Annotated in this window: 26 protein-coding genes, 1 tRNA gene and 1 pseudogene; 9 read left to right on the top strand and 19 right to left on the bottom strand. The window is 66.7% G+C overall.

All coding sequences use genetic code 11. From position 1 onward, the window contains the following. A pseudogene (locus NQ151_RS16255) lies at positions 1-293 on the bottom strand (hypothetical protein); the annotation flags it as partial. A 341-nt stretch (positions 294-634) separates the two neighbouring features. Further along, the gene (locus tag NQ151_RS16250; RefSeq protein ID WP_257528728.1) at positions 635-1,675 is read right to left on the bottom strand and encodes a LacI family DNA-binding transcriptional regulator; all 1,041 of its coding nucleotides are present in this window, start codon (positions 1,673-1,675) and stop codon (positions 635-637) included. Between the two features lie 265 nt (positions 1,676-1,940). Here NQ151_RS16250 and NQ151_RS16245 point away from each other — a divergent pair, with 265 nt between their 5' ends. Then, positions 1,941-4,550 (top strand): CaiB/BaiF CoA transferase family protein, encoded by a 2,610-nt coding sequence (locus tag NQ151_RS16245; protein ID WP_257528727.1) that lies wholly within the window; start codon positions 1,941-1,943, stop codon positions 4,548-4,550. Positions 4,551-4,624: 74 nt separating this feature from the next. Here NQ151_RS16245 and NQ151_RS16240 read toward each other — a convergent pair whose 3' ends face one another. Next, positions 4,625-5,725: a CaiB/BaiF CoA transferase family protein gene (locus tag NQ151_RS16240; RefSeq protein WP_257528726.1), complete on the bottom strand. Its 1,101-nt coding sequence runs from the start codon at positions 5,723-5,725 to the stop codon at positions 4,625-4,627. A 98-nt stretch (positions 5,726-5,823) separates the two neighbouring features. Then, complete coding sequence (locus NQ151_RS16235) at positions 5,824-6,582, bottom strand: SDR family NAD(P)-dependent oxidoreductase (protein ID WP_257528725.1); 759 nt, start codon at positions 6,580-6,582, stop codon at positions 5,824-5,826. Positions 6,583-6,945: 363 nt separating this feature from the next. Here NQ151_RS16235 and NQ151_RS16230 point away from each other — a divergent pair, with 363 nt between their 5' ends. Beyond that, positions 6,946-8,451 (top strand): M81 family metallopeptidase, encoded by a 1,506-nt coding sequence (locus tag NQ151_RS16230; RefSeq protein WP_257528724.1) that lies wholly within the window; start codon positions 6,946-6,948, stop codon positions 8,449-8,451. Between the two features lie 302 nt (positions 8,452-8,753). Here NQ151_RS16230 and NQ151_RS16225 read toward each other — a convergent pair whose 3' ends face one another. The 9 genes from NQ151_RS16225 to NQ151_RS16185 all read right to left on the bottom strand — a co-directional run bounded on the left by NQ151_RS16225 (position 8,754) and on the right by NQ151_RS16185 (position 14,268). Beyond that, positions 8,754-9,278, bottom strand: coding sequence for a hypothetical protein (locus NQ151_RS16225; RefSeq protein ID WP_257528723.1), 525 nt, complete (start codon positions 9,276-9,278; stop codon positions 8,754-8,756). Between the two features lie 443 nt (positions 9,279-9,721). Then, positions 9,722-10,099, bottom strand: coding sequence for a PH domain-containing protein (locus NQ151_RS16220; RefSeq protein WP_257528722.1), 378 nt, complete (start codon positions 10,097-10,099; stop codon positions 9,722-9,724). A 357-nt stretch (positions 10,100-10,456) separates the two neighbouring features. Beyond that, entirely contained in the window at positions 10,457-10,852 is a 396-nt protein-coding gene (locus tag NQ151_RS16215; protein ID WP_257528721.1) for a hypothetical protein, read from the bottom strand. 161 nt (positions 10,853-11,013) lie between these two features. Further along, positions 11,014-11,241 (bottom strand): DUF1653 domain-containing protein, encoded by a 228-nt coding sequence (locus NQ151_RS16210; RefSeq protein ID WP_257528720.1) that lies wholly within the window; start codon positions 11,239-11,241, stop codon positions 11,014-11,016. Between the two features lie 294 nt (positions 11,242-11,535). After that, entirely contained in the window at positions 11,536-11,763 is a 228-nt protein-coding gene (locus tag NQ151_RS16205; protein ID WP_257528719.1) for a hypothetical protein, read from the bottom strand. Between the two features lie 85 nt (positions 11,764-11,848). Further along, complete coding sequence (locus NQ151_RS16200) at positions 11,849-12,034, bottom strand: hypothetical protein (protein ID WP_257528718.1); 186 nt, start codon at positions 12,032-12,034, stop codon at positions 11,849-11,851. Positions 12,035-12,135: 101 nt separating this feature from the next. Further along, positions 12,136-12,363, bottom strand: coding sequence for a hypothetical protein (locus tag NQ151_RS16195; RefSeq protein ID WP_257528717.1), 228 nt, complete (start codon positions 12,361-12,363; stop codon positions 12,136-12,138). Between the two features lie 134 nt (positions 12,364-12,497). Beyond that, on the bottom strand, positions 12,498-13,406 hold the full coding sequence (locus tag NQ151_RS16190; protein ID WP_257528716.1) for an oxygenase MpaB family protein: 909 nt from the start codon (positions 13,404-13,406) through the stop codon (positions 12,498-12,500). Between the two features lie 82 nt (positions 13,407-13,488). After that, a complete protein-coding gene (locus NQ151_RS16185; protein ID WP_257528715.1) occupies positions 13,489-14,268 on the bottom strand; it encodes a helix-turn-helix transcriptional regulator in 780 nt (259 codons plus the stop codon). 137 nt (positions 14,269-14,405) lie between these two features. On the opposite strand from NQ151_RS16185, the gene NQ151_RS16180 reads away from it, so the two are divergent. From NQ151_RS16180 to NQ151_RS16170, 3 genes are all read left to right on the top strand, one after another. Continuing rightward, positions 14,406-15,206, top strand: coding sequence for a class I SAM-dependent methyltransferase (locus NQ151_RS16180; RefSeq protein WP_257528714.1), 801 nt, complete (start codon positions 14,406-14,408; stop codon positions 15,204-15,206). Positions 15,207-15,641: 435 nt separating this feature from the next. Continuing rightward, on the top strand, positions 15,642-16,037 hold the full coding sequence (locus NQ151_RS16175) for a tautomerase family protein (RefSeq protein WP_257528713.1): 396 nt from the start codon (positions 15,642-15,644) through the stop codon (positions 16,035-16,037). A gap of 187 nt (positions 16,038-16,224) precedes the next feature. After that, positions 16,225-16,893: a VOC family protein gene (locus NQ151_RS16170; RefSeq protein ID WP_257496085.1), complete on the top strand. Its 669-nt coding sequence runs from the start codon at positions 16,225-16,227 to the stop codon at positions 16,891-16,893. An 82-nt stretch (positions 16,894-16,975) separates the two neighbouring features. Here the strand turns inward: NQ151_RS16170 and NQ151_RS16165 are convergent, their stop codons facing one another. The 3 genes from NQ151_RS16165 to NQ151_RS16155 all read right to left on the bottom strand — a co-directional run bounded on the left by NQ151_RS16165 (position 16,976) and on the right by NQ151_RS16155 (position 18,717). Then, the gene (locus NQ151_RS16165) at positions 16,976-17,686 is read right to left on the bottom strand and encodes a protein kinase family protein (RefSeq protein ID WP_257528712.1); all 711 of its coding nucleotides are present in this window, start codon (positions 17,684-17,686) and stop codon (positions 16,976-16,978) included. Between the two features lie 209 nt (positions 17,687-17,895). After that, positions 17,896-18,321, bottom strand: coding sequence for a hypothetical protein (locus NQ151_RS16160; RefSeq protein WP_257528711.1), 426 nt, complete (start codon positions 18,319-18,321; stop codon positions 17,896-17,898). Positions 18,322-18,643: 322 nt separating this feature from the next. Continuing rightward, positions 18,644-18,717: transfer RNA gene (locus NQ151_RS16155), tRNA-Pro, on the bottom strand. Positions 18,718-18,868: 151 nt separating this feature from the next. On the opposite strand from NQ151_RS16155, the gene NQ151_RS16150 reads away from it, so the two are divergent. Genes NQ151_RS16150 through NQ151_RS16140 form a run of 3 tightly spaced genes read left to right on the top strand, consistent with a single transcriptional unit; the run spans position 18,869 to position 20,586 of the window. Then, positions 18,869-19,450 (top strand): GNAT family N-acetyltransferase, encoded by a 582-nt coding sequence (locus NQ151_RS16150; RefSeq protein ID WP_257528710.1) that lies wholly within the window; start codon positions 18,869-18,871, stop codon positions 19,448-19,450. A gap of 24 nt (positions 19,451-19,474) precedes the next feature. Then, positions 19,475-20,206 (top strand): lysoplasmalogenase, encoded by a 732-nt coding sequence (locus tag NQ151_RS16145; RefSeq protein WP_257528709.1) that lies wholly within the window; start codon positions 19,475-19,477, stop codon positions 20,204-20,206. After that, complete coding sequence (locus NQ151_RS16140; protein WP_257510238.1) at positions 20,203-20,586, top strand: RNA-binding S4 domain-containing protein; 384 nt, start codon at positions 20,203-20,205, stop codon at positions 20,584-20,586. Before NQ151_RS16145 ends, NQ151_RS16140 begins: the two co-directional genes overlap by 4 nt. A 7-nt stretch (positions 20,587-20,593) precedes the next feature. On the opposite strand, the gene NQ151_RS16135 is transcribed toward NQ151_RS16140, so the two are convergent. Beyond that, the gene (locus tag NQ151_RS16135) at positions 20,594-21,949 is read right to left on the bottom strand and encodes an HNH endonuclease signature motif containing protein (protein WP_257528708.1); all 1,356 of its coding nucleotides are present in this window, start codon (positions 21,947-21,949) and stop codon (positions 20,594-20,596) included. A 105-nt stretch (positions 21,950-22,054) separates the two neighbouring features. Continuing rightward, positions 22,055-22,714, bottom strand: a complete 660-nt coding sequence (locus tag NQ151_RS16130) for a TetR family transcriptional regulator (RefSeq protein WP_257510236.1) — start codon at positions 22,712-22,714, stop codon at positions 22,055-22,057. 155 nt (positions 22,715-22,869) lie between these two features. On the opposite strand from NQ151_RS16130, the gene NQ151_RS16125 reads away from it, so the two are divergent. Next, the gene (locus NQ151_RS16125; RefSeq protein ID WP_257528707.1) at positions 22,870-24,363 is read left to right on the top strand and encodes an MDR family MFS transporter; all 1,494 of its coding nucleotides are present in this window, start codon (positions 22,870-22,872) and stop codon (positions 24,361-24,363) included. A gap of 59 nt (positions 24,364-24,422) precedes the next feature. Here NQ151_RS16125 and NQ151_RS16120 read toward each other — a convergent pair whose 3' ends face one another. Then, on the bottom strand, positions 24,423-25,331 hold the full coding sequence (locus NQ151_RS16120; protein WP_257528706.1) for an NUDIX domain-containing protein: 909 nt from the start codon (positions 25,329-25,331) through the stop codon (positions 24,423-24,425). Between the last annotated feature and the right edge of the window lie 142 nt (positions 25,332-25,473).

Raw genomic sequence — 25,473 nt, 5'->3', positions numbered from 1 at the left:
AGGCTCGGCGCATACTCGCCATCCGCCGTCTCGACAACCAGCGTGTCAAACAACTGCGTCGCGACCGTGATCGTCGACCCATAAGCCGCGCCCGTCGCGCCCATCACGTTCAACGTCGGCAACGCCGACAACGCAACACGCAACTCCTGCGGGCCCTCCGGCGTCGAAGCAGCCGGCTCCGCCGGCCCACCCCCCGCACAACCCGCGAGCAACGCCGCAACCACGACACTCACACCCGCAAACTTCACACCCGCAAACAAACGCGAACGCCCACCACGACCAAGATGCTTCATCGCATCATCCCTTCAATAACCGCGATTCATGTGCTGTGCTGTCGAATTTCTGTCGACGGCCAGGCACACATCCCGCTTCCGCGATGAACCAGATTCGAGGCGAACCACGAGCCGACAGCCATCGTTAGCCTGCGGAAACTCTTATCCGCCTATCGGAGCCTAAGAAGGGCACCGATTCTTAAGCAACAGTAAGCGATTCGGTCATCTCCGACGAACTAACAGGTGTCCGGGCGGGGGCGAATCAACGCCTCTCGTTAGGGGAACGCCCGCGGGTCACCTCGGACCGACCCCTCGGTTTTGGCTGGTGACCACGCAAATACGGAGCACCATAATGGCCCTCGTTAGCAGCCGCAGGTGTTCCCGAGTTTGAGCGGGCTGGGCAGGAGCACAGTGCGATAGGCCCCGCCGTTGCCACTGATTCGATTAATCAATAAGCTCACCGCCTGCACGGCGATGCTCTGCCTCGGGACCTGAAGAGTGGTCAACCGCGACGCGTCACTGACGAGGAATTCTCGCCCACCGAACCCGGTCACCGCGACATCCGCGGGGACACGGAGGCCCCTGTCTCGCAGTGCCGCGAGAGCACCCCAGGCGATCACATCGGCGCCGCAGATGATCGCCCGCGGGATCCGCCGCCGCTTGAGCATCTCCATGGTGGCGCGATAGCTGTCCGCCTCGCTGAGCTCGCAGCTCAACCGATCGGTAGGTGCAATCTTCACCCCATGGGTTTCCGCAGCGCGCTGGTTACCTGCTTCACGCTCTTTAGACGCGCTCGACCGCTGTGGCCCGCCCATCAGGACTAAATCGCGGTAACCGTGCACCCCGATGAGGTGATCCATCAGGTCGGTCGCCGCGGTCTCGCTATCGGTCCCCACGAAGTCCGCCTCCACCAGAGGCAGGCGGCGCGTGATCTGCACGTAGGGCAGATGCGCCTTACGCAGCGACCGAATGAGGTCGGCATCACCCTCCTCGAGAATGGTCGTCAGGATCCCGTCGACGCCCCGATCGGCCATCGCTTGCAGCACGACTTTCAGGCGACTGTGGTCGCGGCCGGTGTTCGCGATGAACACCTCGTAGCCCATCGTGCGGGCCGCATCGATCACCCCGCCGGCAATCTCGGTGTCGTGGAACGGCGACTTGGCGATGTCGTTGAGCACCGCTCCGATCACCCGGGTATGCCTGGAACGTAGCCGCACACTGAGGGCACTGGGGATGTACCCGAGTTCCTCGGCAAGATTAAGAATCTTGTAGCGCGTGGCGTCTGAAACGCCCGGGCGCCCATTCATCACGTAAGAAACCGTCGCCGCGGTCACCCCTGCCCGGCGCGCAATTTCTGCCGCCGTGACACGCCGAACCTGCGGACTGTCAGATGAAGTGCCCACACCGCCACCTCGCTCATACGTTGAACGGAATGACCCTATCGGGCGGCCAGAAATTAAGCAAAAGTAAGAAATCCCGCCCGCCGAGAGATGTTCATCTTGTGGCACCCCAAACCCAGGCGCACCCCGGAACTTATGATTGCTTACGCCGTGATCCCCGCTCTAGTTTTGCTGGTGTCGTTCACAAGACTCCCGGCCGGATGACTGCGCAGCCGCTGGCGCGCAGACACCGCCGACAACGAAGTCACCGCCTGGAATGGAGAAAATCATGACGGCGTCCTTCAGCGAAGGCAGTTTCCTTACGGGCATTCGTGTTCTCGAACTGGCCGACGAAGTCGGCGAGTACTGCGGCAAGGTCCTTGCAGGTCTTGGCGCCGACGTCATCAAGGTTGAGCCGCCCGGTGGCGAGCGAACTCGCAACTACGGCCCGTTCTACGAGGACGTCGTCGACCCTGAGCGTAGCCTGTACTTCTGGCACTATAACTTCGGTAAGCGCAGCGTCGTCATCGACCTCGACAGCGAGGAAGGCCGACGCTCCTACGAGCGATTGGCCCGCTCGAGCGATGTCATCATCGACACCCGCGCCCGCGGCGACATGGACGCGCGAGGGCTCGGTTTTGACCAACTCCGGGTGGCCAACCCGGAACTCGTCTATGCGCGGGTCAGCCCGTTCGGTGACGACGGCCCGTGGTCCGACTTTAAAGGCAGTGATATCGTGCACCTCGCCCTCGGCGGCGTCATGATGAACTGCGGATACGACCCGCTCCCCGATGGCACGTACGACACCGCCCCCATAGCTCCGCAGATGTGGCAGGCCTATCACGTGACCGGCGAGAATGCCGCGATCGGGATTGTGGCTGCCCTCTACTACCGCCTGCACTCTTCGCGGGGGCAACTGCTCAGCACCGCCGTGCACGAGGCCGTCTCGAAGAACACCGAGATGGACGTACCCAACTGGATCTACCGCCGGGCAAGTCACAATCGCCTCACCTGCCGGCACTCGTTCCCGACGGCTGCGGGCGCCGCCGGGGCACGCCTTCCCGCCACGCCGCGGCTCGCCCAGACCAAGGATGATCGCTGGATTCTGCCCTACAGCACCTACCTGCCCGGTTCGACCTCTCCCGTCATTGGGCTGCGCAACCTCTTCGCCTCGCGCGGCATCGATACTGAGCTCAACAGCACCGACTTCGATGATCCGGCGTACATTCGGCAGGCAGAGGGGGCCCGACGGGCCGACAAAGCCATCGCGGAGCTCGTGGGGTCGCTCGACTTCGACGAGGACCTGTGGCTTGATGCCCAGCGCTCAGGCCTCACGTGGGCACCGATCCGCCGCCCTGAAGAGAATGTCGGCGACCCTCACTGGGCCCAGCGCGACACCTTCTTCGAGGTGGAGCATCCTGAGTTCGATGCGACCTTCACCGAGATCGGCGCCAAGTGGCGTGCCCCGGGACTCCCCTGGCGCACCGGCCCGCGCGCCCCGCGCCTCGGTGAGCACACAGAGGAAATCCTCACGAACCCCGAGGCTCGCCGGCCGCGTCCCACCTGGGTGGGCGCCCCGCCGCGGGCGATTGAGGGAACCGAGCGGAGCCCGATGGGCACCCCGTGGGCGCTGGGTGGCGTGCGAGTCCTCGACCTCGGCTGGCTGCTCGCCAGCGCGGGTGCCGGGCGGTTCCTGTCTGCCCTGGGCGCAGAGGTCGTCAAGGTGGAGCACTCGTCGAAGATCGACATGATGCGTCCTGCCGGGGCGCTCGCGCCCCTCGGCCTTCGCGCCGAGCGCGATGCTGCCACCAGGCCCATCGAGCCCATCCCCACCGAGAGCCTGAACCGTGGTGGGGCGTTCATGGAAAATAACACCGGTAAGCGCGCCATCAGCCTCAATTTGAAGACTGCAGAGGGGATCGCGATCCTCAAGCAGCTCGTCGCTGATTCGGACGTGCTCATTGAGGGCTACTCGCCGGGCACGCTCGAGCGCATGGGGCTCGGCTACGACGTGCTGAAGGAGCTCAACCCGGCCCTCGTGTACGTGCAGCAGTCGGGCATGGGTGAGGGCACCTACGGGCGCGTGCGCAGCTTCGGCCCCACCGCGCAAGCGCTGTCAGGCATCAGCGACATGTCGGGCCTGCCCGACCCGCAGCCGCCCGCAGGCATCGGCTACTCGTACCTGGACTGGTTCGGCGCGTATCAGGCCGCACTCGCGATGGTGGCCGGGCTCTTCCGCCAGCGCGCAACGGGTGAGGGGTGCTGGATCGAGTCGTCCCAGGTGGAGTCGGGCATCTACGCCACCGGTACCGCAGTACTGGATTACTCTGCCAACGGGCGCTCGTGGCAGCGCATCGGTAACCGTTCGCCGTTCAAGCTCGCCGCGCCTCACGGGGCCTACCGGGTGGCCGGGGCGGATCGGTGGATCGCGCTCAGCGCCTTCACCGAAGCCGAGTGGCACGCGCTCACCGAGGTGCTTGAGCGTCCGCTGTGGCGCAAGGATGCGCGCTTTGCAACGCTGGCAAAGCGCGCGGAACACCAAGACGAATTGGATGCCCTCGTGGCAGAGTCAACCGCTCCGTGGGACGGCGTCGAGCTCATGCAGGCTTTGCAGGCCGCCGCTGTTCCCGCGGGGATTTGCCAGACCGCTCAGGACCGGTGTGAGTGGGATCCGCAGTTGGCTCACCTGGGGTGGCTTGCCGAGTTCAACCAAAGCGAGATCGGTCGCTGGCCGGCCAAGACCCCGCCGACGAAGTTCAGCGAGACGCCCGGCTACCAGGGCGGCATCGTCGACCGCCATGGTCCGAACTACGGCGAGGATAACGACTACGTGTACCGGGACCTGCTGAGCATGACCGCCGAGCAGATCGAGGAGCTGACCGCACGCGGGGTGTTCTAACAGCCAATAAGGAAGGAGGCGAGCGCGGTATCGCACCCGCCGCCTTTCTTCTCATGTTTTCGGTGCGGCTCCGGTTAGCGCGCCCATTCGGACAGGATCGTGCGCACGCCTTCCTCCTCCAGCAGGGTCGAGGCGGACGGCAAGGTCAGTTCCGTGCGCGAGAAGCGTGGCGCGGGAGCTGCTTGGGGGATCCCGGTCTCCGTGGTGACCGTGCCTCGCGCGGCGACGTGCGGGTGCTCCACCACCTCACCAAACGCGAGCACGGGCGTCACGCAGGCGTCCGTGCCATCGAAAACAGCGCACCATTCGTCGCGCGTCTTAGTGACGAAGATTTCGGCGAAGCGAGCGCGCAACTCGGGCCAGCGCTCGCGGTCCATCTGCTCTGGAAGGTCGCCGCGGTCCACACCGAGACCGCGCAGGAGAGCCGCGTAGAACGGCGCTTCGATCGCCCCGACGGCGACAAAGCGGCCGTCGGCGCAGGTGTAGGTGTCGTAGAACGGTGCCCCACCGTCGAGGAGGTTGCTGCCGGCCTTGTCGACCCAGGCCCCCGTGGCGAGCTGGCCCCACATCATCTGCACGAGCAGGCTCGCGCCATCCACCATGGCGGCGTCAATGACCTGGCCCTCACCGGAGCGCTGGGCATGGAAAAGCGCCGATAGCACGCCTACGACGAGCAGCATCGAGCCTCCGCCGAAGTCACCGACGATACTCAGCGGCGGTACCGGACGCTCTCCCCCACCCCGGCCCACGGCGTGAAGAACACCGGTGACAGAGATGAAGTTGATATCGTGCCCGGCCGTGTGCGCCAGGGGGCCGTCCTGCCCCCACCCCGTCACGCGTCCGTAGACGAGACGCGGGTTTCGCGCGAGGCAGTGGTCAGGGCCGATGCCCAAACGCTCGGTGACGCCGGGGCGATACCCCTCGATCAGCACATCCGCGTGCTCAATCAATTCCATCAGTTCCGCGCGCCCCCCGGGCTGGCGAACGTCCAGCAGTATGCGCCGCCTGCCGCGCAAGAGCGGAGCGGTGTCGCTGGCGTACGGGCGACCGGGGCGATCGATACGCACCACGTCCGCCCCCATGTCGGCGAGCAGCATGGCCGCGTGCGGGCCCGGGCCAATACCCGCCAGTTCAATAACGCGGACGCCGTGCAGAGGGCCGTGAGTGCTCGTCATGGTATTCCTCGTCTTTCCCGTGCGAATGGGCAGAAAAAACCATCCGCTCTCCCCGACACAACCATCGGAGAGGGCGGATGAAAACTTCTTGCGCCTGTTTACATGCGAAGCGCCGCGTCCAGGCGGATCACTTCGCCGTTCAGGTAGTCGTTGGCGATGATGTGCTCGGCGAGCGCCGCGTACTCGTCGGGGTAGCCGGGGCGCTTCGGGTTGGGGATCGGGAAACGCTGCATCATCTGCTCCTCGGTGGAGTTGCGCCACAGCGGCGTCTTGACGACACCCGGAGAAATGCACATCACACGCACCCCCACCGGTGCCAGATCGCGTGCAGCGGTGAGGTTCATCCCGATGATTCCGCCCTTTGCTGCGGAGTAGTCGGTCTGCCCGGTGCGTCCCTCGTAAGCGGCGATACTCGCCGTCGTGATGATGACGCCTCGCTGACCCGACTCGAGGGGCTCGTTCTTAGCCATCGCCTGCGCCGCTTTGGAAAGCACACGGAAGGTGCCCGTAAGGAACACGTCCAACGTCCGAGAGAAGGTGCTCACGGGATACGTTTCCCCGTCCCGGTTCACCAAGCGATGCGCAGCGGGCTTACCGCCGTGCACGATCACGGCCGCGCGAAGCGGGGCCAGTTCGACAGCACGAGCGACGAGGTTGTCAATGGATTCGTCACTGGTGACGTCGGTCTTCACAAAGATCGCGCGCTCGCCCAGTTCCTCTGCGAGTTCAGTCCCGCGCTCCTCGTCGAAGTCGGCCACCACCACGTATCCGCCGGCGTTGATGAGTCGGCGAACCGTTGCCGATCCGAACCCGCCCGCACCGCCGACGACGATTGCTGATCCTTGACTCAACTGCATGGGACTTCCTTCCTGGTGCGGCTCCGCAGAGCCGTCGAGCATGTGTGACATCGCAGAGGACAGGGGGTGCTGCGGCGAGCGTCAGCGGTGCCTTGCTCCAGCGGGCATTCCCACATCACTGTGTGACTGCGCTCGGGCGTGCGAGCCGGGGCTGACCACTGCAGTCTCGTCGCTTCCCTTGCCGTGGTTTGACGCTAAATCGCCTCGCCCTAATTAAGCAATAGTAAGTCTTGACGCGCGGGGCCCGAAAAGCGGGGCGGAAAACGTGGGCAGAGCAAACTTAATGTTGATTACCTCCCGCCTCGACACCTGAATGGAAACATCGGGCGCGCCCGCCGTGCGCCCCAGACCACGGGACTATCAATGACGCTGCGCTTCTTTACCGGAGGCATCAACCACGAGACGAATTCGTTCTCCAAGGTGCCTGCCGATGAACACCGATTTCGCCTCACCCGCTACGGAAGAGGCGCCGAGATCCTCGAGCGCTTCCGGGGAACCCGGACCGTGTACGGCGGATTCCTCACCGCCGCAGAAACCAACCACGTCACATTGACCTCCACGGTGAGCTCTTTCGCCCAGCCCTCGGGTCCGGTCGTGCGCGAGGAGTTCGAGCGTCAGATGGCGCTGACCCTGGAGGACCTGCGAGAAGCTCTGCGCACCGACGGGGTGGATGGCATCGTGCTCGGTCTGCACGGAGCGATGGTGGTTGCGGGGATCGAGGATGGCGAAGGTGAGTACCTTGCCCGCGTGCGCGAGGTCGTCGGCCCCGATGTGCCGATCGGCGTCGAACTGGACCTGCACGCGAACATCTCGCCACGCATGGCCGAGCTCGCCGACATCCTGATCGGCTACGACACGTACCCGCACGTGGATCAGTATGACCGCGCCATCGAACTTCTCACGCTGGTGGCCCGTACCGTGCGCGGCGAGATCTCGCCTACATCCGCGCTCCGAAAGCTACCGATCCTTGCCCACATGACGGTGCAAAACACCGCGTCTGGCCCGATGGCAGACTGGCTGGCCCTGTGCCATGAGATCGAAGCGCGCCCCGGGGTGCTCACGGCTACGATCACCGGCGGCTTTCCGTACGCCGACATTCCGGATGTAGGAATGGCCGCGTACGTGGTGACAGACGGCCTGCCCGAGCTTGCCACCCAGTACGCGAACGAGCTGAGCGAGTTCGCATGGGCGCGACGCACCGAGTTCCAGCCGCGCCTGACCAGCGTCGATGACGCCATTCGCGCGGCCAGCAGCAGCCCCGGCCCGATCATCCTCGCGGATGTCGCCGACAACACCGGCGCTGGGGCGAGTGGAGACGATACGGAAATCCTGCGCGCTCTGATCGCGCACGGGGCGAACTCTGCGGTGCTGGTGCCCATGTACGACCCTGGGGTGGTTGCAGAAGCCGTCCGCGCGGGTGTGGGCGCGACCATCACCACCACTATCGGCGGCAAGGTCGACGACGGCGGCGGTGCGCCACTGGAGATCGAGGCGTACGTGCGCACCATCACCGACGGCTGGTACTCCAACTACGGCCCCATGAGCACCGGGTCACGCACCGGAATGGGGCTGACCGCTGTGCTGGAAATCGGGGGTCACGACGGTATCGAGGTGGTGTGTTCGAGCGTGCAACGCTCACCGCACGACCTTCAGATGCTGCGTAGCGTCGGCATCGAACCCACGCGCCGGCAGATCATCGTGGTGAAGTCGTCGGTGCACTACCGTGCGGACTTTGGTCCCATCGCGACCGAGATTTTCGAGGTGGATGCCGCGGGCCTCGCGGCCGCCTCCTGGGCACGCCTGGACTTCCAGAACCTGCGCCGCCCGATCTTCCCCCTCGATCCCGACATGGAGTGGACCGCGCAATAGCGCACGAGAATTCCCGCGCGGGGGTCAGCCCGGAGCAGACCGCGTCGTGCACGACGAACGCCGGGAGCCGCACCGCGCCCCCATCCTCGCGATTGCCGGCGGGCAGGCATACACCGATCTCACGGTCCTGAGTCGTGGGATTCAGAGTTTGGCCGAGTCTCGCGGTGGGATTGTTCTGCATCGCCGCCAGCCCGCGCTCGGGAGTGTCGCGCCGAAGTTCCGCGCGCGGCGTTCCCGACCTTGGTCGTGCCCCCATCCTCCCGAGGCGGGTCTTCCCGCCCCCGACCCGCCGATGCGACGGTTCAGCTCAACGCGGCGCAGATATCACGGCTGCGGCCGACGTTCTGCCCCAGCGTCGTCACGCCGTCGGCCGTGTTGGTGAGCTCGACCACGCCGATGTAGAGGGTCGTCGAGGGACCCGCCGGGTCGTCTGTCGGAAAGAGGATGACCAGGTTGTGGCCGGTGTCACGCGTGCTGGATGAGCCGTCGGCGTAGGTCGTCGTGGTCTGCGTGAACCCCCTGCCGGGAAGTGTCACCGATGCGCCGGTGTCGGTGTTGGTCACCACGTAGGTCGGACCTTTGCCGGCCAGCAGGACCACGGAGTTGCCGTCTCTGTCGACCCATTCTCGGGTCACCGTGTTCGCCTCCGTCGTTGCTTGCAGGCTCACCTCGAAACCGCAGGCCAGACCTGCCGGGAGTACGGTGGGGTCTGCCGCGATCGCCGGGGCCGGCACCGCGAGAGCCGTGAGTGCGATGCCCAGGATCGCCGCCGCACCGAGTCGTTTCCGCGTCGAGAGCATCGTGACCACCTCGTCGTAATGCGGCATGGATTCTCGAGCGCAGCGAGCGGGTCATGGACGGCCCAGGGTGCCGCTGCCAGCAGTGTGGCACTCGGCGGGACGATCGACCAGTGCGTCAGCGGGCGGCGCTCGCCACTCGGCCGGGACTGAGCTGGGTCGGCACCGCGCCGCGGCGTCGGCCCATGGCCACGACGCCCCACCCGACGAGGGCGATGCCGACGGCGGGGTAAACCGCCTCGAGGGTGTTCGGGTTGAGGAAGAGGGTACGGGTATCAATAGGGAGCGGCAGTCCGCGTCGACACCGTGCGAGGACGGCGCCGCTCCGGCTCGAGTAGTGGCTTGTGGCCGACCGCGGTACGGGCTCAACGAGGCAGGCAGAGAGCCCCCGGCGAACGGAGGTCGGTCGATCAGCGTGCATGCGTTTCGGCCCGCCAGACGGCGATGCGATGTGCGCGCATTTCTGGGTTGATTCAGTGGCTGTGGAGCGTTGCCCAGGCGAGGAGGCCGTTGATTCGTCGGATGTCGGCGCCCTTGGTGAGCTTCACCTTGATGTGGCCGGCTTTCGTCCACAACTCCACCTCAGCGTCGCGGTCCAGCATGCCGCCGGCGTTCTCCGTCGACCACATGTGGATAGAGCTGTAGGGCAGCGAGTAGATCTCGATCTTCTTCCCAGTGATGCCTTGCGCATCACGGACGATGAGCCGCTTGGTTGTGAAGGTAGCCGAGTCGCGGAAGGTCTTGAAGGACGCAACGGCAGTCTCACCTTCGACGAGCAGTTCGTTCACGTCGGCGGGTGTCGGGATCTCGTTCTGCAGTGTCCAGGCAAGGATGGCGGCAGTTTCGGCCATGAAATGAGCTCCTATGTGTGATTCGAGCGCTGGCCCCACGCCGCGCAGTGCGCTCAGGCTACCGTGCGAGGACGGCGCCGCTCCGGCTCGAGTAGTGGCTCGTGGGCGCCCGAGCTACGGGCTCAACGAGGCAAGCAGAGAGCCCCCGGCGAACGGAAGCCGGTCCCTGAGCGCGCTAATCCTGCCAAGCTGGAGGATCTCGGCGACGGAGCCGTTCGATCGGGGTCTTCCCGGATCTGATGCTCAGCAGCGCTCAGGTTGTGAATGCCCGTTTCCGGGGGCCGCGCCGTGGCTTTGGGCCTCTTGAGCCAGGTGCCGATCGCTGCACCCGGGCGTGGGCCATCTTCGAGGTGCGGGTCAGATCGCCATTGCCATCTCTCCGTATCCCATCGCGATCAGAAACGACAGCACCGACAGCGCGACCGCAACCGGCACCATCGTGTAGCGCTCCGGCTTGCTGCGGGAGATCGCGTTCATCAGGATCCCGAGCGTCGAGTAGGCGAAGATCACCCACATCGCGACCTGAGAGAACTGGTCCGGGAAGATGCTAAACGCGCCCACGCGGTCCCACGCCACAACCGCCATGATCCCGTAGATCAGGATGGAGATGACGCTCCCAATGCGCTTACGGGCTGGAAGCACGCGGTGCTGCCCGCCCCACGCGAAATGCCCCAACGGTGCACCGAACACGAGCGCGAGCTGGAACACGGCCATCAGAGCAAGGGTCAACGTGAAGAGCAACGCGAAAGGCATCCTGTCAATGTAGCGTGACACGGTCCGCCGCCACGGGACCACGGCGGCCCCCATGACGGTCCTTCAACGGTCGCAGGTTCCGGTATGAGCGGTGTTCGTGCGTAGGTGCTCTCGTGATGGACGATGGCGCCAAGGCCGCGGCGGGGCATCCCGTCGCGTCGTCAGGCGATTCGGATAAACCGCGGGCCTTCGTATCCGTCGCGGCTGACGGACTCGAGGAACATGTCGAGCGGGCGCACCCAGAAGCTGTAATCGTCGTAGAGCTTGCGGTAGAAGACGAGGTGCTCCCCGGTCTCGCTATGTCGCCCTGCGCCGATCACCTCGTAGCGGGAACCCTTGAAGTGCTGGTAAATGCCGGGCTCAACGGCGGTCGGTGTCGATGACGGCATTCCGCGACCGTACGGGGCTCGGGATTGCGATGTGCGACGACGTGCCATCCGCAGCGCTTAAAATCTGCCCGCCTCCCATCCGCGACCGCTGACGAGGCGCGGCACCAATCCTTGTTGCTCCCGACATCGCCTCAGCATAGGAACGCCCCGCTGACCCGAGAAACCCTTGTTCCCGATCGTTATGCGAAGCTCGCCGGGGGTCGGTAGGACGATGAGCTTGCCGACACGGAATGGGGTGCTGGACTTGAACCCGTTACTCACTCGACCGCTTGCCGGTCCTTCGCCGCGCGCAAATCAGTCGGGTTCGTCATTGGCGGCGGCCTCGATCCAGTCGACTGCTTCGTCCGAGAGAAAGAAGCCGTCGGGTCCTGACTCGCCGACCCACCACGCGCTCGAGGTCACGGAGCCGCCGGCCGCCGCGATCTTGCTCATCACCTCCGGCGACACCGCTTCGCCGTTGTGTGCGATGAGCCACACTTTGGCGTCGGAGTCCAGCTTCAGCCACCACTCGATGATCTCCATGCGGCCACCATCGCACCGGATGGAGTCGACCGAAACCCGGTCCGCAACCGTTCCGCAGCTTCCCTGTAGGGAGCGGTCGTGGTGGTCAGTCGCCGTCGCCGGCGCCGACACCGTCCCCTGCTTCGACGGCGGAAGGGTCGTGATCCTCCGCCACGAAGGCAGTCGTCGTTGCGGCACCCCCAGGGCGAAGGTTCGCGCCTTCGAGTGCGCGCTCGATGGCGGCATCGATCCCTGAGCCGCTGTGGGTCTGTTCGCTGTCGCTCGAAATCATGTTGCTCAGGCTAGCCGTGGAACTTGGCGCCCCGGAAGGGCTGGTCGGTCCCGGGTTGACCAGTGGCACCGAGCGCTGGACGGTCCTCCGCCGCGCGCAAATCAGTCGGGTTCGTCCTTCGCGGCGGCCTCGATCCAGTCCACTGCTTCGTCGGAGAGAAAGAAGCCGTCTGATCCTGACTCACCGACCCACCACGCGTTCGAGGTCATCGAGCCGCCGGCCGACGCGATCTTGCTCATCACCTCCGGCGACAACGCTTCGCCGTTGTGGGCGATGAGCCACGCTTTGGTGTCGGGGTCCAGCTTTGGCCACCACTCCATGATCTCCATGCGCCGACCATCGCACCGGATGGAGTCGACCGAAAGCCAGTCGTCAAACGGACGCTCCCTGCACGCTGTGAAGCCGCGTGGCGTGGTTCCTCGATGGGGAGCCGGGGCGATTCAACGGCCGGGGAGGCGAAGCCTCACGCCGCGGGATGGGCCCCGGCTTGTTCGTGCGCGAGGCGGCGATGCCGCTCTCGAGCGACATCCTGTGCGCGAGGGCCGGCGCCGAGCGCGCGCTGGGATACCGCGAGCACGATGCGAGTCGCCGTCATGACGGGCAGGACAGTGCGACGCACCCCGAGCAGTTTGCGGTACGGCCGCGGGAGGCTCGCGACGGCGGCGGCGAACAGCACGCGATAGGCAAGTCGCATCGAGCCGGTGAAGGGCACGTCACGCAAGAACCGCACGACCTCGTCGACGCGCTCGTCGCGGCGGAGCTCTGCACGGTCGAGGAACCCCCGCAGCCTCCCCCTCAGGTCGGCCTCCGTTTCGGGCGGATTCTCCACATGCATGAGACGCCCAGCGGTCGCCCACTCACGCACGTATCCGTCGGCACCTCCAGGGATCGGACCGCCCCACCGCTCGTGCGCGCCCAGAAACGCTTCTGCGAAGGCGAGGTGCACCCATTCCACGAGACGGGCGTCCGACGCCGAGTACGCGTGAGTCCCGGCATCCGTCGCATAGGTTCCCGCTACGCGTTCGTGCAGCCGGCCGACGCGCGCCGTCTCCTGCTTCGCCTGCGCCGTCGAGCCGTACGTGACGCAGATGATCCACCGCACGGTGCCCGTCAGTCGGCCTAGTGGATCCTCTCGGTAGCGCGAGAAGTCGTGAACGCCGGCCATCGCGCCGGGGTGGAGGGCTTGGATGAGCAGCGCGCGGATGCCGGCGACGAAGGTCGCGGTGCCGGCGTGGACCGTCCAGACCGCGCCCCCGTCGGGAAAGTATCCGTCGTCGTCGCCCTCGGCGAGCTCACGCACCCACCGGGGCATGCCGTCCGGATCGCCCGAAAGCGCCGTGAGCAGCCGCGCGCGGAGAGAGGGACCCTTCATTGCTCCAGCGTGCCACGCCCGCAGGATGACCGGCGCAGGGACGGCCCATCTCGAGCCCAGATCGGTGAAGGCGACCGGTCCGTCAGCGCTGTTCTGGATCGAGCCACAGAGTCATGCGGAGGCCGTCCTCGGGGAGGTAAAGGACTTCATGGCGAAGTGCGACCACGTCGCCGCCGTCGGTTCGGAGGTGCTTAATCGATGTGCGCCGACGCTCGACGATGTGTCCGCTCCACCACGCTCTGAACTGCGAGTTTGTCGCGCTCAGTTCGCCAACGAACGCCTGTAGCTCGGAGTCTTGAAGATCATCCGCGTTGGCGGCTCTCAGATGTGCGACGGCGCCGTGGGCGAGCTCTTCCCATTCGACGAAGGTGCTTCGCGCTCTTGGATCGTTCATGAGATAGCGGCAGGTGTTGCGCTGCGCTGGTGGTATGCCAGCGAAGCCGTCGTAGAGGGTCAGTCCTTCCGCGTTTGCTGCGACCATGTAGCTCAAGCGATCGAGCACATATGCGGGGTGCGGACTGACGGCTTCGACCAACGCGGTCATGCGATCTCTCAGCGCAACATCGACCCTCCGCTCGGCGATCAGCGCCGATGGGCCGCGATTTCGAAGACGGTAGAGGTGCTCCGTGGCGTCGGCGGTAAGTCGGAGTGTTCGGGCAAGCGCATTCAACACGGTATCGCTGGGGTTGCTCTCGCGGCCTTGTTCGAGGCGAATGTAGTAGTCGATGCTTACGCCCGAAGCAGCAGCCACCTCCTCGCGCCGCAGACCTATGACTCGTCGTCGGGTCGTCCTCGACGGCTGCGGCTCGAGGGCGGCGTCAGCGCGCCGGGCTCGAAGGAAATCGCCGAGTTCGTGAGTCATACAGAAACTCTCGCAGACCCTGCGTCGACTTTGCGGAAAGGGGGTGCGCCACACCTAGGAGTGACCCGGTCTTCCCATGGCACATCAACCGAACGAGGCTGAGCTGAACAACCTGCACCGGCCTCAATGGAGATCTCATGGCGAAATACACCCACGGCTATCACGAGTCCGTGTTGCGATCACACCGCTCCCGAACCGCGGAGAACTCCGCGGCCCATCTTTTGCCGCTGCTCAAGCCCACCGATCGACTCCTCGACGTGGGTGCCGGCACCGGGACCATCACGGCGGACCTCGCTCAACTCGTCCAGTCCGTGAGCGCGACTGAGATCGGACCGGATGAGCTGGCGGTGACGCGGACGACAACTGCGGAGCGGGGCGTGAGCAACATCGACTTTCGAACGGCCGACATCCATGCACTCCCATTCGACGACGCCAGCTTTGATGTGACCCACGCACATCAGGTGCTCCAGCATGTCGCTGATCCCGTTCAGGCGTTGCGTGAGATGGCTCGGGTTACGAAGCCCGGTGGGATCGTCGCTGTCCGAGATAGCGACTATGCGGGGTTCTGCTGGTGGCCGGAGCTGCCCGCGCTCGACTCCTGGCTGAGGCTTTATCGCGATGTCGCTCGCCTCAATGGGGGAGAGCCGGATGCCGGTCGGCGCTTGCTGTCCTGGGCGCATTCGGCAGGCTTCACTAACGTCGACGTTACGTCGAGCACTTGGTGCTACGCATCGGCTGAGCAGCGCGAATGGTGGGGTGGCATGTGGTCAGATCGCATCCTCAACTCTGCGATAACGGGCCAGCTCACGGATTCCGGACTCGCCGACCACAACGGGCTTCGCGAGATCAGTGACGCGTGGAAACAGTGGGCGGCCGACGAAGACGGATGGATCTCGATACTTCACGGTGAACTGATCTATCGCATCCCGGAAGAGTAGAACGACCTTTCAGGTCGTCACTGCGAGCCACGAGCTGATGGGCAACGGGCTGTGCGCGGCGCTCGCGTGCCGCCTCCCGCGGTTGGCTACTCGCTCGAGCGTTCTCTTAGCCGGGAGCAACGATGTTGCCATTCAGTACACCGCGGTGAGCGTCCGCGCCGTCCAGTCGCAACAGCTCGCCATACGGGATGATCCATTGGATCGGGGGTGACCGAAGGATGGCCGCAGGTAGACGACCGCCGCAGGGTTGTACCTGCCGAGGTCGGGCGATCGCCACCTCGCGTTGCTCTCGGCGCAGACGGTCCTCCTGCGTGCGTTGCGTGGAGGTTGTGTAGAGGTGGAGGGGGGAGGCGGATTCTTGGGCGTCACCCACAATGAGCCGACGAGTGCGGGGCCACAGGTCACGTGGCCGATCGGCGTGGAGATAATGGTGCGATGCCCGCCGTCATCATCGAAGTCCGCCGTCAGTACGCAGCCGACCAAGAGCTTGCCATCATGAACGCCGTCCACGCAGCGCTCGTTCGGGCGTTCGAGATCCCGGCCGAGGACCGCAACGTGCGTCTTGTCGTCCATGAACCAGAGCGATTCATGTGCGCGCCAGAGCTCGCACATCCGGAGTACCGGACCATCATCTCGATCGACTGTTTCGCCGGTCGAAGCCTGACCGCCAAGCGGGGACTCTATCGAGCGATCGTCGAGGGTTTGGAGCCGCTAGGCATTCCCCGCGATCATGTGTCGACCATCCTTCACGAGATCGCTCTCGAAAACTGGGGCGTCGGCGGCGGGCACGCGGCTAGCGACGTCGACCTCGGCTTCACCGTGAACGTCTGATCTCGCCAAGCATCCCTCGTGCGCTCGCGTGCAGGTCTTTGCCGGAAATCCAGACGGGCGCTATCTTCGCTGACCCTCGAACGTGCCTCCCAGATCGTGGCTTCTCGCCCACTAGCGGGTCGATGAACGGGCGGTCTGCCCGCGGGCGCGCTCCCGCGCGCGGCGCCGCGCGCGTAGGGTGATCGCCATGAGCGAAGACGGGTGGCGTGCGTTCCTCACCGGCGAAGGCGTCGATGACTGGGTGATTCTTCATGGTGGCCCGACCGCCGTGTTCAAGGTGGGCTCGCTCCAGGAGGCTGCGCGGCTGGCGGCGGCCGTGGCGGAGATCCCAGGGCTCGGCCCGCGCACGTTGCTGACAGCGGTCTCGGACCGTCTCACGGTAAAGCTGACTCGCGAGATGTGGGGAACCGAACGGTCGCACCTTGATGTGGCTAGGAAGATCTCGACCATCGCCCGCGACCACGGTGCGGTCGCCGACACGGCCCGGGTACAGGAGGTGCAGGTCGCTGTCGCAGCAATGCCCGACGCGATCGATCTGCCGTTCTGGCGAGCGGTGCTGGGATACGCGCCGTTGCACGAGGACAACTGCATCGATCCGCTCGGTCAGGGATCAACGGTATGGATGCAGGAGTTGGACCCTTCAAAGCCCCTCACTCACGCCATGCACATCGACGTCTCGCTGGCCAAGGAGCACATCGAGGCTCGCGTCGCCGCGGCAGTGGCCGCGGGGGGCCGGGTGGTTGAATCCGTCGAGGCGCCCAGCGGATGGATCCTCGCCGACCGGTCGGGAAACAAGGTGTGCCTGGCAGCCTGGCCAGACGGCGCGGAACCCGCCAGCCCCGAGCAAGCCGCATAAAGTCCACAGCGGCGCAACCAGATAGAGGCGCGGGACTTCGAAACTAATTATGCGACCGATTGCCGGTCCCGTAGCGCGCGGGTTAGGTGCTGGCGTGAGTTGTCAGTTCGACTCGGACGAAGGGGAGTTCGTCGCGGGTTAGGACGACAGTAACTAGGGCAGAGCCGTCGAGTTCGGTTCCGACGGCGAAGACATGCGGATCTGTGTCGATCAGGACCGCGGGGCGGTCGATTCCATCGATCCGGAGGACGGCATCGTGTTGCACGGCGGCGGTGGTGATGTCGGGTGCCGGGGGGAGGCTGCCGACCCTGCCGTCGAGTCCACGCTCTGGCCGGAAGTTGGTGTTCAGCACCTCGGTGGTGTGATCGACGAGCGCTTCGGCGATCGAGGGCCGTTCCGCTGGGTCGCGGTACCAGCTGGTCTTCACGGCCTCCCAGAGCATGGGGTAACGCTGCCGCTCGGTCAGTTCGATGAGCCATTTCGGTAGCGGCCAAGGCGGGACCTCGTCCAGCACGCGCGTGACCTCTTCGTCGAGATCCGCCAGGTTGGCAGGGTCAGCCCGATCTGCAGGGTTACGGATCACGATGTACGACAACCCGACCTGCGCGTTACGCAAGCCGGCGCTGTCCGATCCATTGCCGATCGAGGATGGGCCGAACATCTCGATCGTCGGCTGAGGAGCCAACCCGAGCACCGGGATCGGCCACTGCGCGATGCGTTCCCACTGTGCGTCCATCGGGTCCGGCGAGTCCACACCGAGGACTCCCTCGAACTCATAACGAGCAGATCCCATGCGACCGAGTCTCCTCCACGTTTGCGCCCACACGCCACGGCGATGATCGATGCGTGGATTCTCTACAGTCGCTCATCAGACTCGGCGACATTCGAGCGCTGGTTTATCCCCGCGGCGGTCGACGGTCTTCGGGGCTGCACCACACGGAGCGCAAGCCGGTCCGTCAGCGGGCACCTAAGGCGGGCATCCTGCGGAGCGGTGTGGAACGGTCAGCCGACGTCGACGAGAGTGGACCAGGCGATGTCGATCACGCACAGTCCCTCGTCCGTCTCGCGGTAAAAGACGTCACCCGGGTACGTGGACCCGGGTGTCAAACCCTCGGGAAGGCCCTCGAGATTGATGCTCCATTGGGGATCGAGTACTGCCTGTTTCTCCCAATAGTCGCCCACGAAGTGTTCCGGCTCGCCAGCCGACAGGCCGACCCAATCCGTCGCCTTGCCGAGGTCCGCGACGGACTCGTCGCAGATGAGGCCCGAGGCCTCGCCCGTGGACATATCGTCGACGAGCTCTTCGGTCGTCTGAATCACTCGGGCACCGTCTGCCCCCCAGATCACCGAGTCGATCGAGCATCCGGACAACGTGGCCGAAAGCACAACAACGGTGAGCCCGACCATGGCGGCACGCAGAGCTCCCATCCGGCGACTCTACCGATATCCAGATCGATAGCCAGTTCCCCCACCGGCCCCATAACCGCCCACACCTCCAACCGCCACCGCTAGCCCGAGGTTCAGGCGATGTTGCCTCAGAAGGCCCGCCCGCAGAAATGCCCGATGACCGCCACCGCGACGGGCACCGAATCAGTCAGCGCGGCTCTACCGCCGGAGCGAAGTCCAGCCAGTCGAGGCACCCCGCCGCGACACGGCGTGAGACGGGTCAAAGTGATGGCATTGCGATGACGTGATCACGTTTCACCCACGAAAAAGTCCCGGGAACCCTTAGGTTCCCGGGACTTACCGGTCGGGATGACAGGATTTGAACCTGCGACCCCTTGACCCCCAGTCAAGTGCGCTACCAAGCTGCGCCACATCCCGGTCTTCTGCCGTCCGCGAGCGGACAACTCCCCTATCCTAGCCGGTCGCCGCGGCCCGCGCGAACCGGTCCGTGCCGGGCGCGGCGCACCGCGGCATCCGCCTGCGCACACCCTGACTTGCCGGTGTCGCACGCCGCCGCTACGGTCACGACATGGGCGAGATCACCATTGAGACGGCGTCCCCCGAGCGTTTCGACGACATCCAGCACGCGTTCTCGGATGGTGGGGACGGCGCTGGATGCCAGTGCATGTGGTGGCTGCTGCGCAGCAAGGACTGGGATGCCACCACGGTCGACACGCGCACCGAGATGTTCCGCGCCGAAATCGCCGCCGGTCCCCCGCCGGGCCTGCTCGCCTACGTCGACGGCGCGCCCGCCGCATGGGTGCGGGTGGGACCGCGCGCGCGCCAACCGCGCCTGGCTCATACGCGCAATTACACCGCCTCCCCCGATCCATTCGATGACCCCGGGGTCTGGGCGGTCAGCTGTTTCGTGGTGCGCCGGGAGTTCCGCGGCCAGGGGCTCAGCGCTGCGCTGCTGGATGCCGCGGTGACGTTCGCCCGCGACGGAGGCGCCCGCGTCGTGGAGGGGTACCCCATCGACGTCTCGGTGCAGAAGACGTCGACGAACGACCTGTACCACGGCTCCCTGTCGACCTTCGAGGACGCCGGCTTCCACGAAGTCGCCCGCCCCAAACCGCACATCGCGATCGTGCAGCGCCCGCTCGGCGACTGACCACGCTCCCGGCGGGACCGTACGATGAGAGCCACCCGCCTGTCCGCCCGAAGGAGCGCCGTGCACCTCGCCCCCGGCACAACCGTGACCAATCCGGCACGCACCCAGTCGTGGTGGTGGGGATTCGCCGCCTACGCCGTCATCGCTCTGGCGCATGTCGCGTTTCTCGCGGTGGATTCGCCGCTGACGTACCCCAGCAAGCTCGCCCTCATGCCGGTGCTCGCCCTCGCCGCGATGTGGGCACTGCGCGGCACGGGCTGGGGCGCCGTGGCCACGCTGTTGATCGCGGCCCTCGCGTTCTCGTGGCTCGGCGACGGCGCCGCGGCGTTCTTCCCGTTCTTCGAGGACGAACTGCCCATGATGCTGCTGTGCTTCGGCCTGGCGCACGCCTGCTACGTCTGGCTCTTCTGGCGGTATGTCGGCGAGCGGCGCCTGCCCTGGTGGTCGGCCGTATACGCCGTCTGGTGGGTCGTGCTTGTGGTCGTGTTGTGGCCCCTGCTCGGCGGCCTGGCCATCGCAGTGGCGATCTACGGCTTGCTGCTGGGCGCCACCGCCGTCGCCGCGACACGCTGCAATCCGGCGGTGCTGGTGGGCGCCGTGTTCTTCCTGGCATCCGACACCATGCTCGCGTTCGACCGCTTCACTCCGAACCCTCCCGACTGGCTCGGCGTCGCGGTCATGGTCACATACACGATCGGACAGGGCCTCATCGCGCTCGGCGTCGTGCGCTACCTGCGGGCGAAGGCCGGTCGATGACGGATGCCGTGAGCTCCGCGCGCGTGGATGCCTGGCTGTGGGCGGTACGCGTGTACAAGACCCGCTCGGCCGCGACCACCGCATGCCGCGCCGGACACGTGCGCGTGAACGGCGAGCGGGCGAAAGCCGCGCAGCCGGTGCGACCGGGCGACGAGCTTCGGGTACGCGTCGCCGGGTTCGACCGCATCCTCGTGGTGCGCCAGACCATCACCAAACGGGTCGGCGCGGCACTCGCGGCCGCAGCGGTCGAAGACCGTACGCCTCCCCCGCCGCCGCGGGAGGAGACCGCGTTCGTGCCGATGCGGGACCGCGGCACCGGCCGGCCCACCAAGCGGGAACGGCGCGAGACCGACCGGCTGCGCGGGCGCGAGACGCTGTAGTCCCCGTTCAGAACGGTGCGGGTTCTTCGATGGCGGCCAGGGCCATGAATTCCAGCACCCGGCGGGGGATGTCGGTGTAGACCCGGCCGGTGGGGCTGGTCCATTCCAGGATGCCGTCGGCTTTCTGCACCACGCTCCACGCGGTGCCGTGCTTGACCGGATGATGTCGCCCGGGGCACAGGTTGGCCAGGTTCGTGAGGCAGGTCGGCCCACCCAGCGCCGCGTCATGGGTGTGGTCGAGGTCGCACTGACGGGCCGGTCTTCGACACCCGAGGAACCGGCAGTGCTCATCGCGGGCGTCGAGGTGTCTGCGCATCTCCCGGCTCGGCCGGTAAGTGAGCACCTGCTCCACCGCCCCACTGACCGGGGAGGTGAACAGCCGCTCCCAGATCTCCGCCGTGGCGGCGAGCCGTCGGGCGGTGTCGGGGCCGATGGGCCCGTATCCGACCAGCTCGGCCGGCTCGTCGCCGATCCCGATGAGCGTGTTGGCGGGAATGACGACCTGGACTTGGGCGACGATCGCCGTGCCCTCCGGGATCGCCCCGGTGGCGGCGGGTGCGGTGGCGTGTCCGGTGAGGACCAGGTCGGTGAGCACGTCGGCGCGGATCTGGTCCATGGTGCGCGTATCGGTCGCGATCACATCCGCGGCGATCGCTTCGGCTTCGGCTTCGGCTTCGGCCGCCGCTGCGGCTTTGACTGCGGCGCGGTGCGCGTCCGCGATCTGGCGGGCGTGCTGGTTCAGCCGGTCCCGCATCGCGTAGACCAACTCCGCCGGCAGCAGCGCGGCCAGTTCGGCCATCCCGTCGTCCAGGTCCCGCACCCACACCCGCCGCCCGGCCGCGGCCTCCTTGTGCCGCTCTTCCAACGGCACCGGGTTCAGTCGCTGCGCCAGCATCAGCACGAGTGGCTTCGCCCGTCCCGGAGTGTCGTTCTCGCACACCACCAGCGCGGCTTGCTCGAACCGGGCACGCGCGTCGGGGTCGGTGATGCGGGCGCCGGCATCCTGGATGATCCGGACATGGACCCGGTCGATGCGGTCCTCCCGCAGCGCCCTGAACGTCGCAGGCAACTCGTCCACCAGCACGGTCGCGTCGTGCATCCGGTCGCGCATGCCGTGGTCCGAGCGGCGCAGCACCGCGGCCACTTCCGCGGCCATCGACCGCAACGGCATCTCCCGCTCCCGACCGTCACTGGTGGGGATGCGGGCGGTCTGCGCCTGCGCAACAGCCTCCGCCTGCGACAGGAACCACACCTCGTCGGCATCCGCCTCCGCCCGACGCCGCCGCACCTCCTCCAGCCCCGAGATCACCTGCTCATGCGACAGCAGAGCCGTCGGGGCGGTGGTAGTCGGGGAGGTGTTCATACCCCCAATCCTGCCGACCCCCGCCGACATTGAGCGACGCTGAAATCGGGGTTGACCTGGGGTTGTGGACAACTCCACAGATCCGCATCTGGGGAGGAAGCGTGACTAGACCGGATCCCCCAACTGCTCCACGTAGCGCGCCAGACCGCGCCGCAACTCCAGGTAGATGTCGCGAACCGACGCCTCCTGACCGAGCTCGGCACGCCGGGCCCATTCATCGAAGGCCAGCCGCACAGTGCCGGCAACCGTGGTGACCAGAGCCCGCGCCGTCAGCACGTCGGCGTCGGCACCGGCGGCATCCACCGCGGCATCCGTCAGCGCATCGGCGCTCTCGGCATCGTTGCGCAGTGCCACTGCCAGCAGCGCAGGTTCGTGTTGCACCAGCTGACGCAGCCGCAGCATCCGTGCCCGCGCGTCGGGGTCGACGTCGAACTCGCCGAACACCTGCATCCAGCCCGCCTCGAGCGCTCGCGCCACCGGCGCGCCGGCCCGGATGGCATCGACCGTGCAGCGGTGAATCGGCGACGGCTCGACATCGGTGATGAAGGCCGCGTCCTCTTTCGTCGGGAAATACCGGAAGAACGTCCGCGGCGACACCCCAGCGGCCTTGGCGATCTCATCGACCGTCGTCGCGTGCACGCCCTTGCGCTCGAAGAGGTCCAGAGCGGCATCCGACACCTCGCGCAGCGTCTCCCGACGGCGCCGCTCACGAAGACCGAGCGGCTCTTCGCCGGCATCCGTGGGGGTAGGGGCAGCGGTCTGCATGCGACGATCATACAGTTTGCGCCAAGATGGCACTCTCTGCCATGATTGACGTCGCTCTTCGGCGCGCCCTGACGAACGCGCCGGTCTCCGCGTGCCAACGCATCGGCAAGCTTCCGCTCGCCGGACGCTGCGCGCGCCCCTATCGGAAAGACCGCATGACCCTCGAGAAGACCCCGACCGACACGGGCACTCAGCCCACCCTCGCTCCATCCCCTGTTCCCCGGCCCGGCGTCGTGATCGCCCTCCTGGTGGTGTCGGCCTTCGTCGTCATCCTCAATGAGACGATCATGAGCGTCGCCCTGCCGAGCCTGATGGACGACCTCGGCATCACCGCCAGCACCGCGCAGTGGCTAACCACCGGCTTCCTGCTCACAATGGCCGTGGTGATCCCACTCACCGGCTACCTGCTGGCCCGCTTCCCGCTGCGCGGTGTGTACCTCACCGCGATGAGCCTGTTCATCGTCGGCACGCTCATCGCCGCACTTGCACCGGGCTTCGGCGTGCTGATGCTCGGCCGCGTCGTGCAGGCATCCGGCACGGCCATCATGATGCCGCTGCTGTTCACCACGGTGCTGTCCATCGTGGCCCCCTCCCACCGCGGCCGCATGATGGGTGTCATCTCCATCGTCATCGCGGTGGCTCCGGCCGTCGGCCCGACCGTCTCCGGCGTCATCCTGTCAGCGTTCGACTGGCGCTGGCTGTTCTGGCTCGTCCTGCCGATCGCCCTCATCGCCGCCACGCTCGGCGCTCTCTGGGTGCGCAACGTCACCGAGACCTCCCACGCGCGCTTCGACGCGATCAGCGTGCTGTTCTCAGCCCTCGGCTTTGGCGGCCTGATCTTCGGTCTCAGCTCGATCGGTGAGGCCGCATCGGACAACGAGGTCGTGCCGTTCTGGGTTCCGCTCGTCATCGGCGCGCTGGGACTGGCGGCCTTCGTCGCCCGCCAGCTGCACCTGCAGAAGAGCGACAACGCCCTGCTCGACCTGCGCGTGTTCCAGTCCAAGTCCTTCAGCCTGGCCATCACGCTCGTCGTGATCGTCATGGCGGCCCTGTTCGGCTCGCTCGTGCTGCTGCCGATGTACCTGTCGACGGTACTCGAGCTCAAGACGATCACCATCGGCCTGATGCTGCTCCCCGGCGGCGTGCTGATGGGCGTCATCGCGCCCATCGTCGGCTCACTGTTCGACAAGTACGGCCCCACGCCGCTGGTCATCCCGGGCATGATCGTCGCCGCGGCCGCCCTGTGGGGCATGACCACCTACGACGTCGGCACCTCCATCGGCTGGATCATCGCGGTGCACATGACCCTCAACCTGGGGCTCGGCTTCGTCTTCACTCCCCTGCTGACCTCGGCACTGGGCTCGCTGCCGCGGCGGCTGTACCCGCACGGCAGCGCGATCATGGGCACCATCCAGCAGGTCGCCGGCGCCGCCGGCACCGCGGTGTTCGTCACCCTGATGTCGGTGCAGGCCGCGGCCGCCATGTCCGAGGGTGCGGGCGTCATCGCCGCTACGGCCTCGGGTGTGCACGTTGCGTTCCTCACCGGGGCGATCGTCGCCTCGGCGGCCGTGGTGCTCGCGTGCTTCGTGCGCAAGCCCGCCACGACCGAGGACGCCCCGCACGGCGAGGCGCTTCCCGTCGGTCACTGATCACGTCCTTGCGAAGGGTCGGCAGCTTTGGCTGCCGGCCCTTCGTCGTTTCCGCCGGGCTACGCGCGCCCCGGCATCCGGTCCAGCAGCCACCCAGGTCCCCGCACCGCGGCTCCGGCATCCGCGACGCGAACCGAGAGCTCTCGGTCGGCGGTAACGACGGTGACGGTGCGGCCGGCGGTCACGAGGCGCGCGGCCTCCGCGACGATCGTGTCGTCGCCGGCGGCCTCGGCACGCACGACGTGGAGACCGGGCTCATCGGGTGCGTCGCGAGCCGCGCCCTCCAGCACCACCGACACCTCGGGATACCACCGCGCGTCGGGCAGATCCAGCCCGGCACCGTCGATGCCGCCGCGCGCCCACTGCGCGAGCCGCGCGAGCAACCGCGATGCCGCCCCCGAGCGGTCTCGCCACCACCCGTCGGGCACCGAGCCGACCACGTTCGCCGCGTCGACCACGATCGCGGGACGCACCTGCAGCAGATCACGCAGCGCCGGCCAGGAATCGGCGAACCCCGGATGCAGCGGGTGGCGGTCGACCTCGTCCACCGGCACCCACGCCAGCTCCCGGCTCTCCGGGTCGCTGATGACGGGCTCGAACGGCTCCACCACGTCGGCCAGCAGCGTGCCGTACGTCCAGACGCCGAGATCGAGCGTACTCAGCAGCCGCGGCCGCACGGCGGTGGGCGGGACCCCCGCTTCCTCCGCCGACTCCCGCAGCGCCGCATCGGCCGCACTCTCGTGCTCGTGGCGCGCGCCTCCCGGCAGCGCCCACGTGTCGCCGAAGTGACTCCACGACACGCGATGCTGCATCAGGATGCCGCGCTCGGCATCCAGCGCGAGCAGCCCCGCCGCACCGAACCGCCCCCAGTAGCGCGTGCCGTCGTCGGCGACGACCCAGGCATCGCCGGGGTTGCGCGGGCCGTCGGGCCGACGCGGCTCATCCGGAGCGGGAGGGACGATCGTCACCCTCCCACCCTGGCATACCCGACGAGACGGGCCACTTATACACCCGGGGTCCGCGCGGATCCGGCAGCGGCGCGCGCCGCTGTGCGGCCCCACAATCGCGATCGCGCTCACCGCGGCATCCGCTGTGGACACTACATATAGG

This window comes from Microbacterium sp. zg-YB36 (assembly GCF_024623575.2).
GTDB lineage: Bacteria > Actinomycetota > Actinomycetes > Actinomycetales > Microbacteriaceae > Microbacterium.
This window is presented reverse-complemented; position numbering and strand designations above follow the sequence as displayed.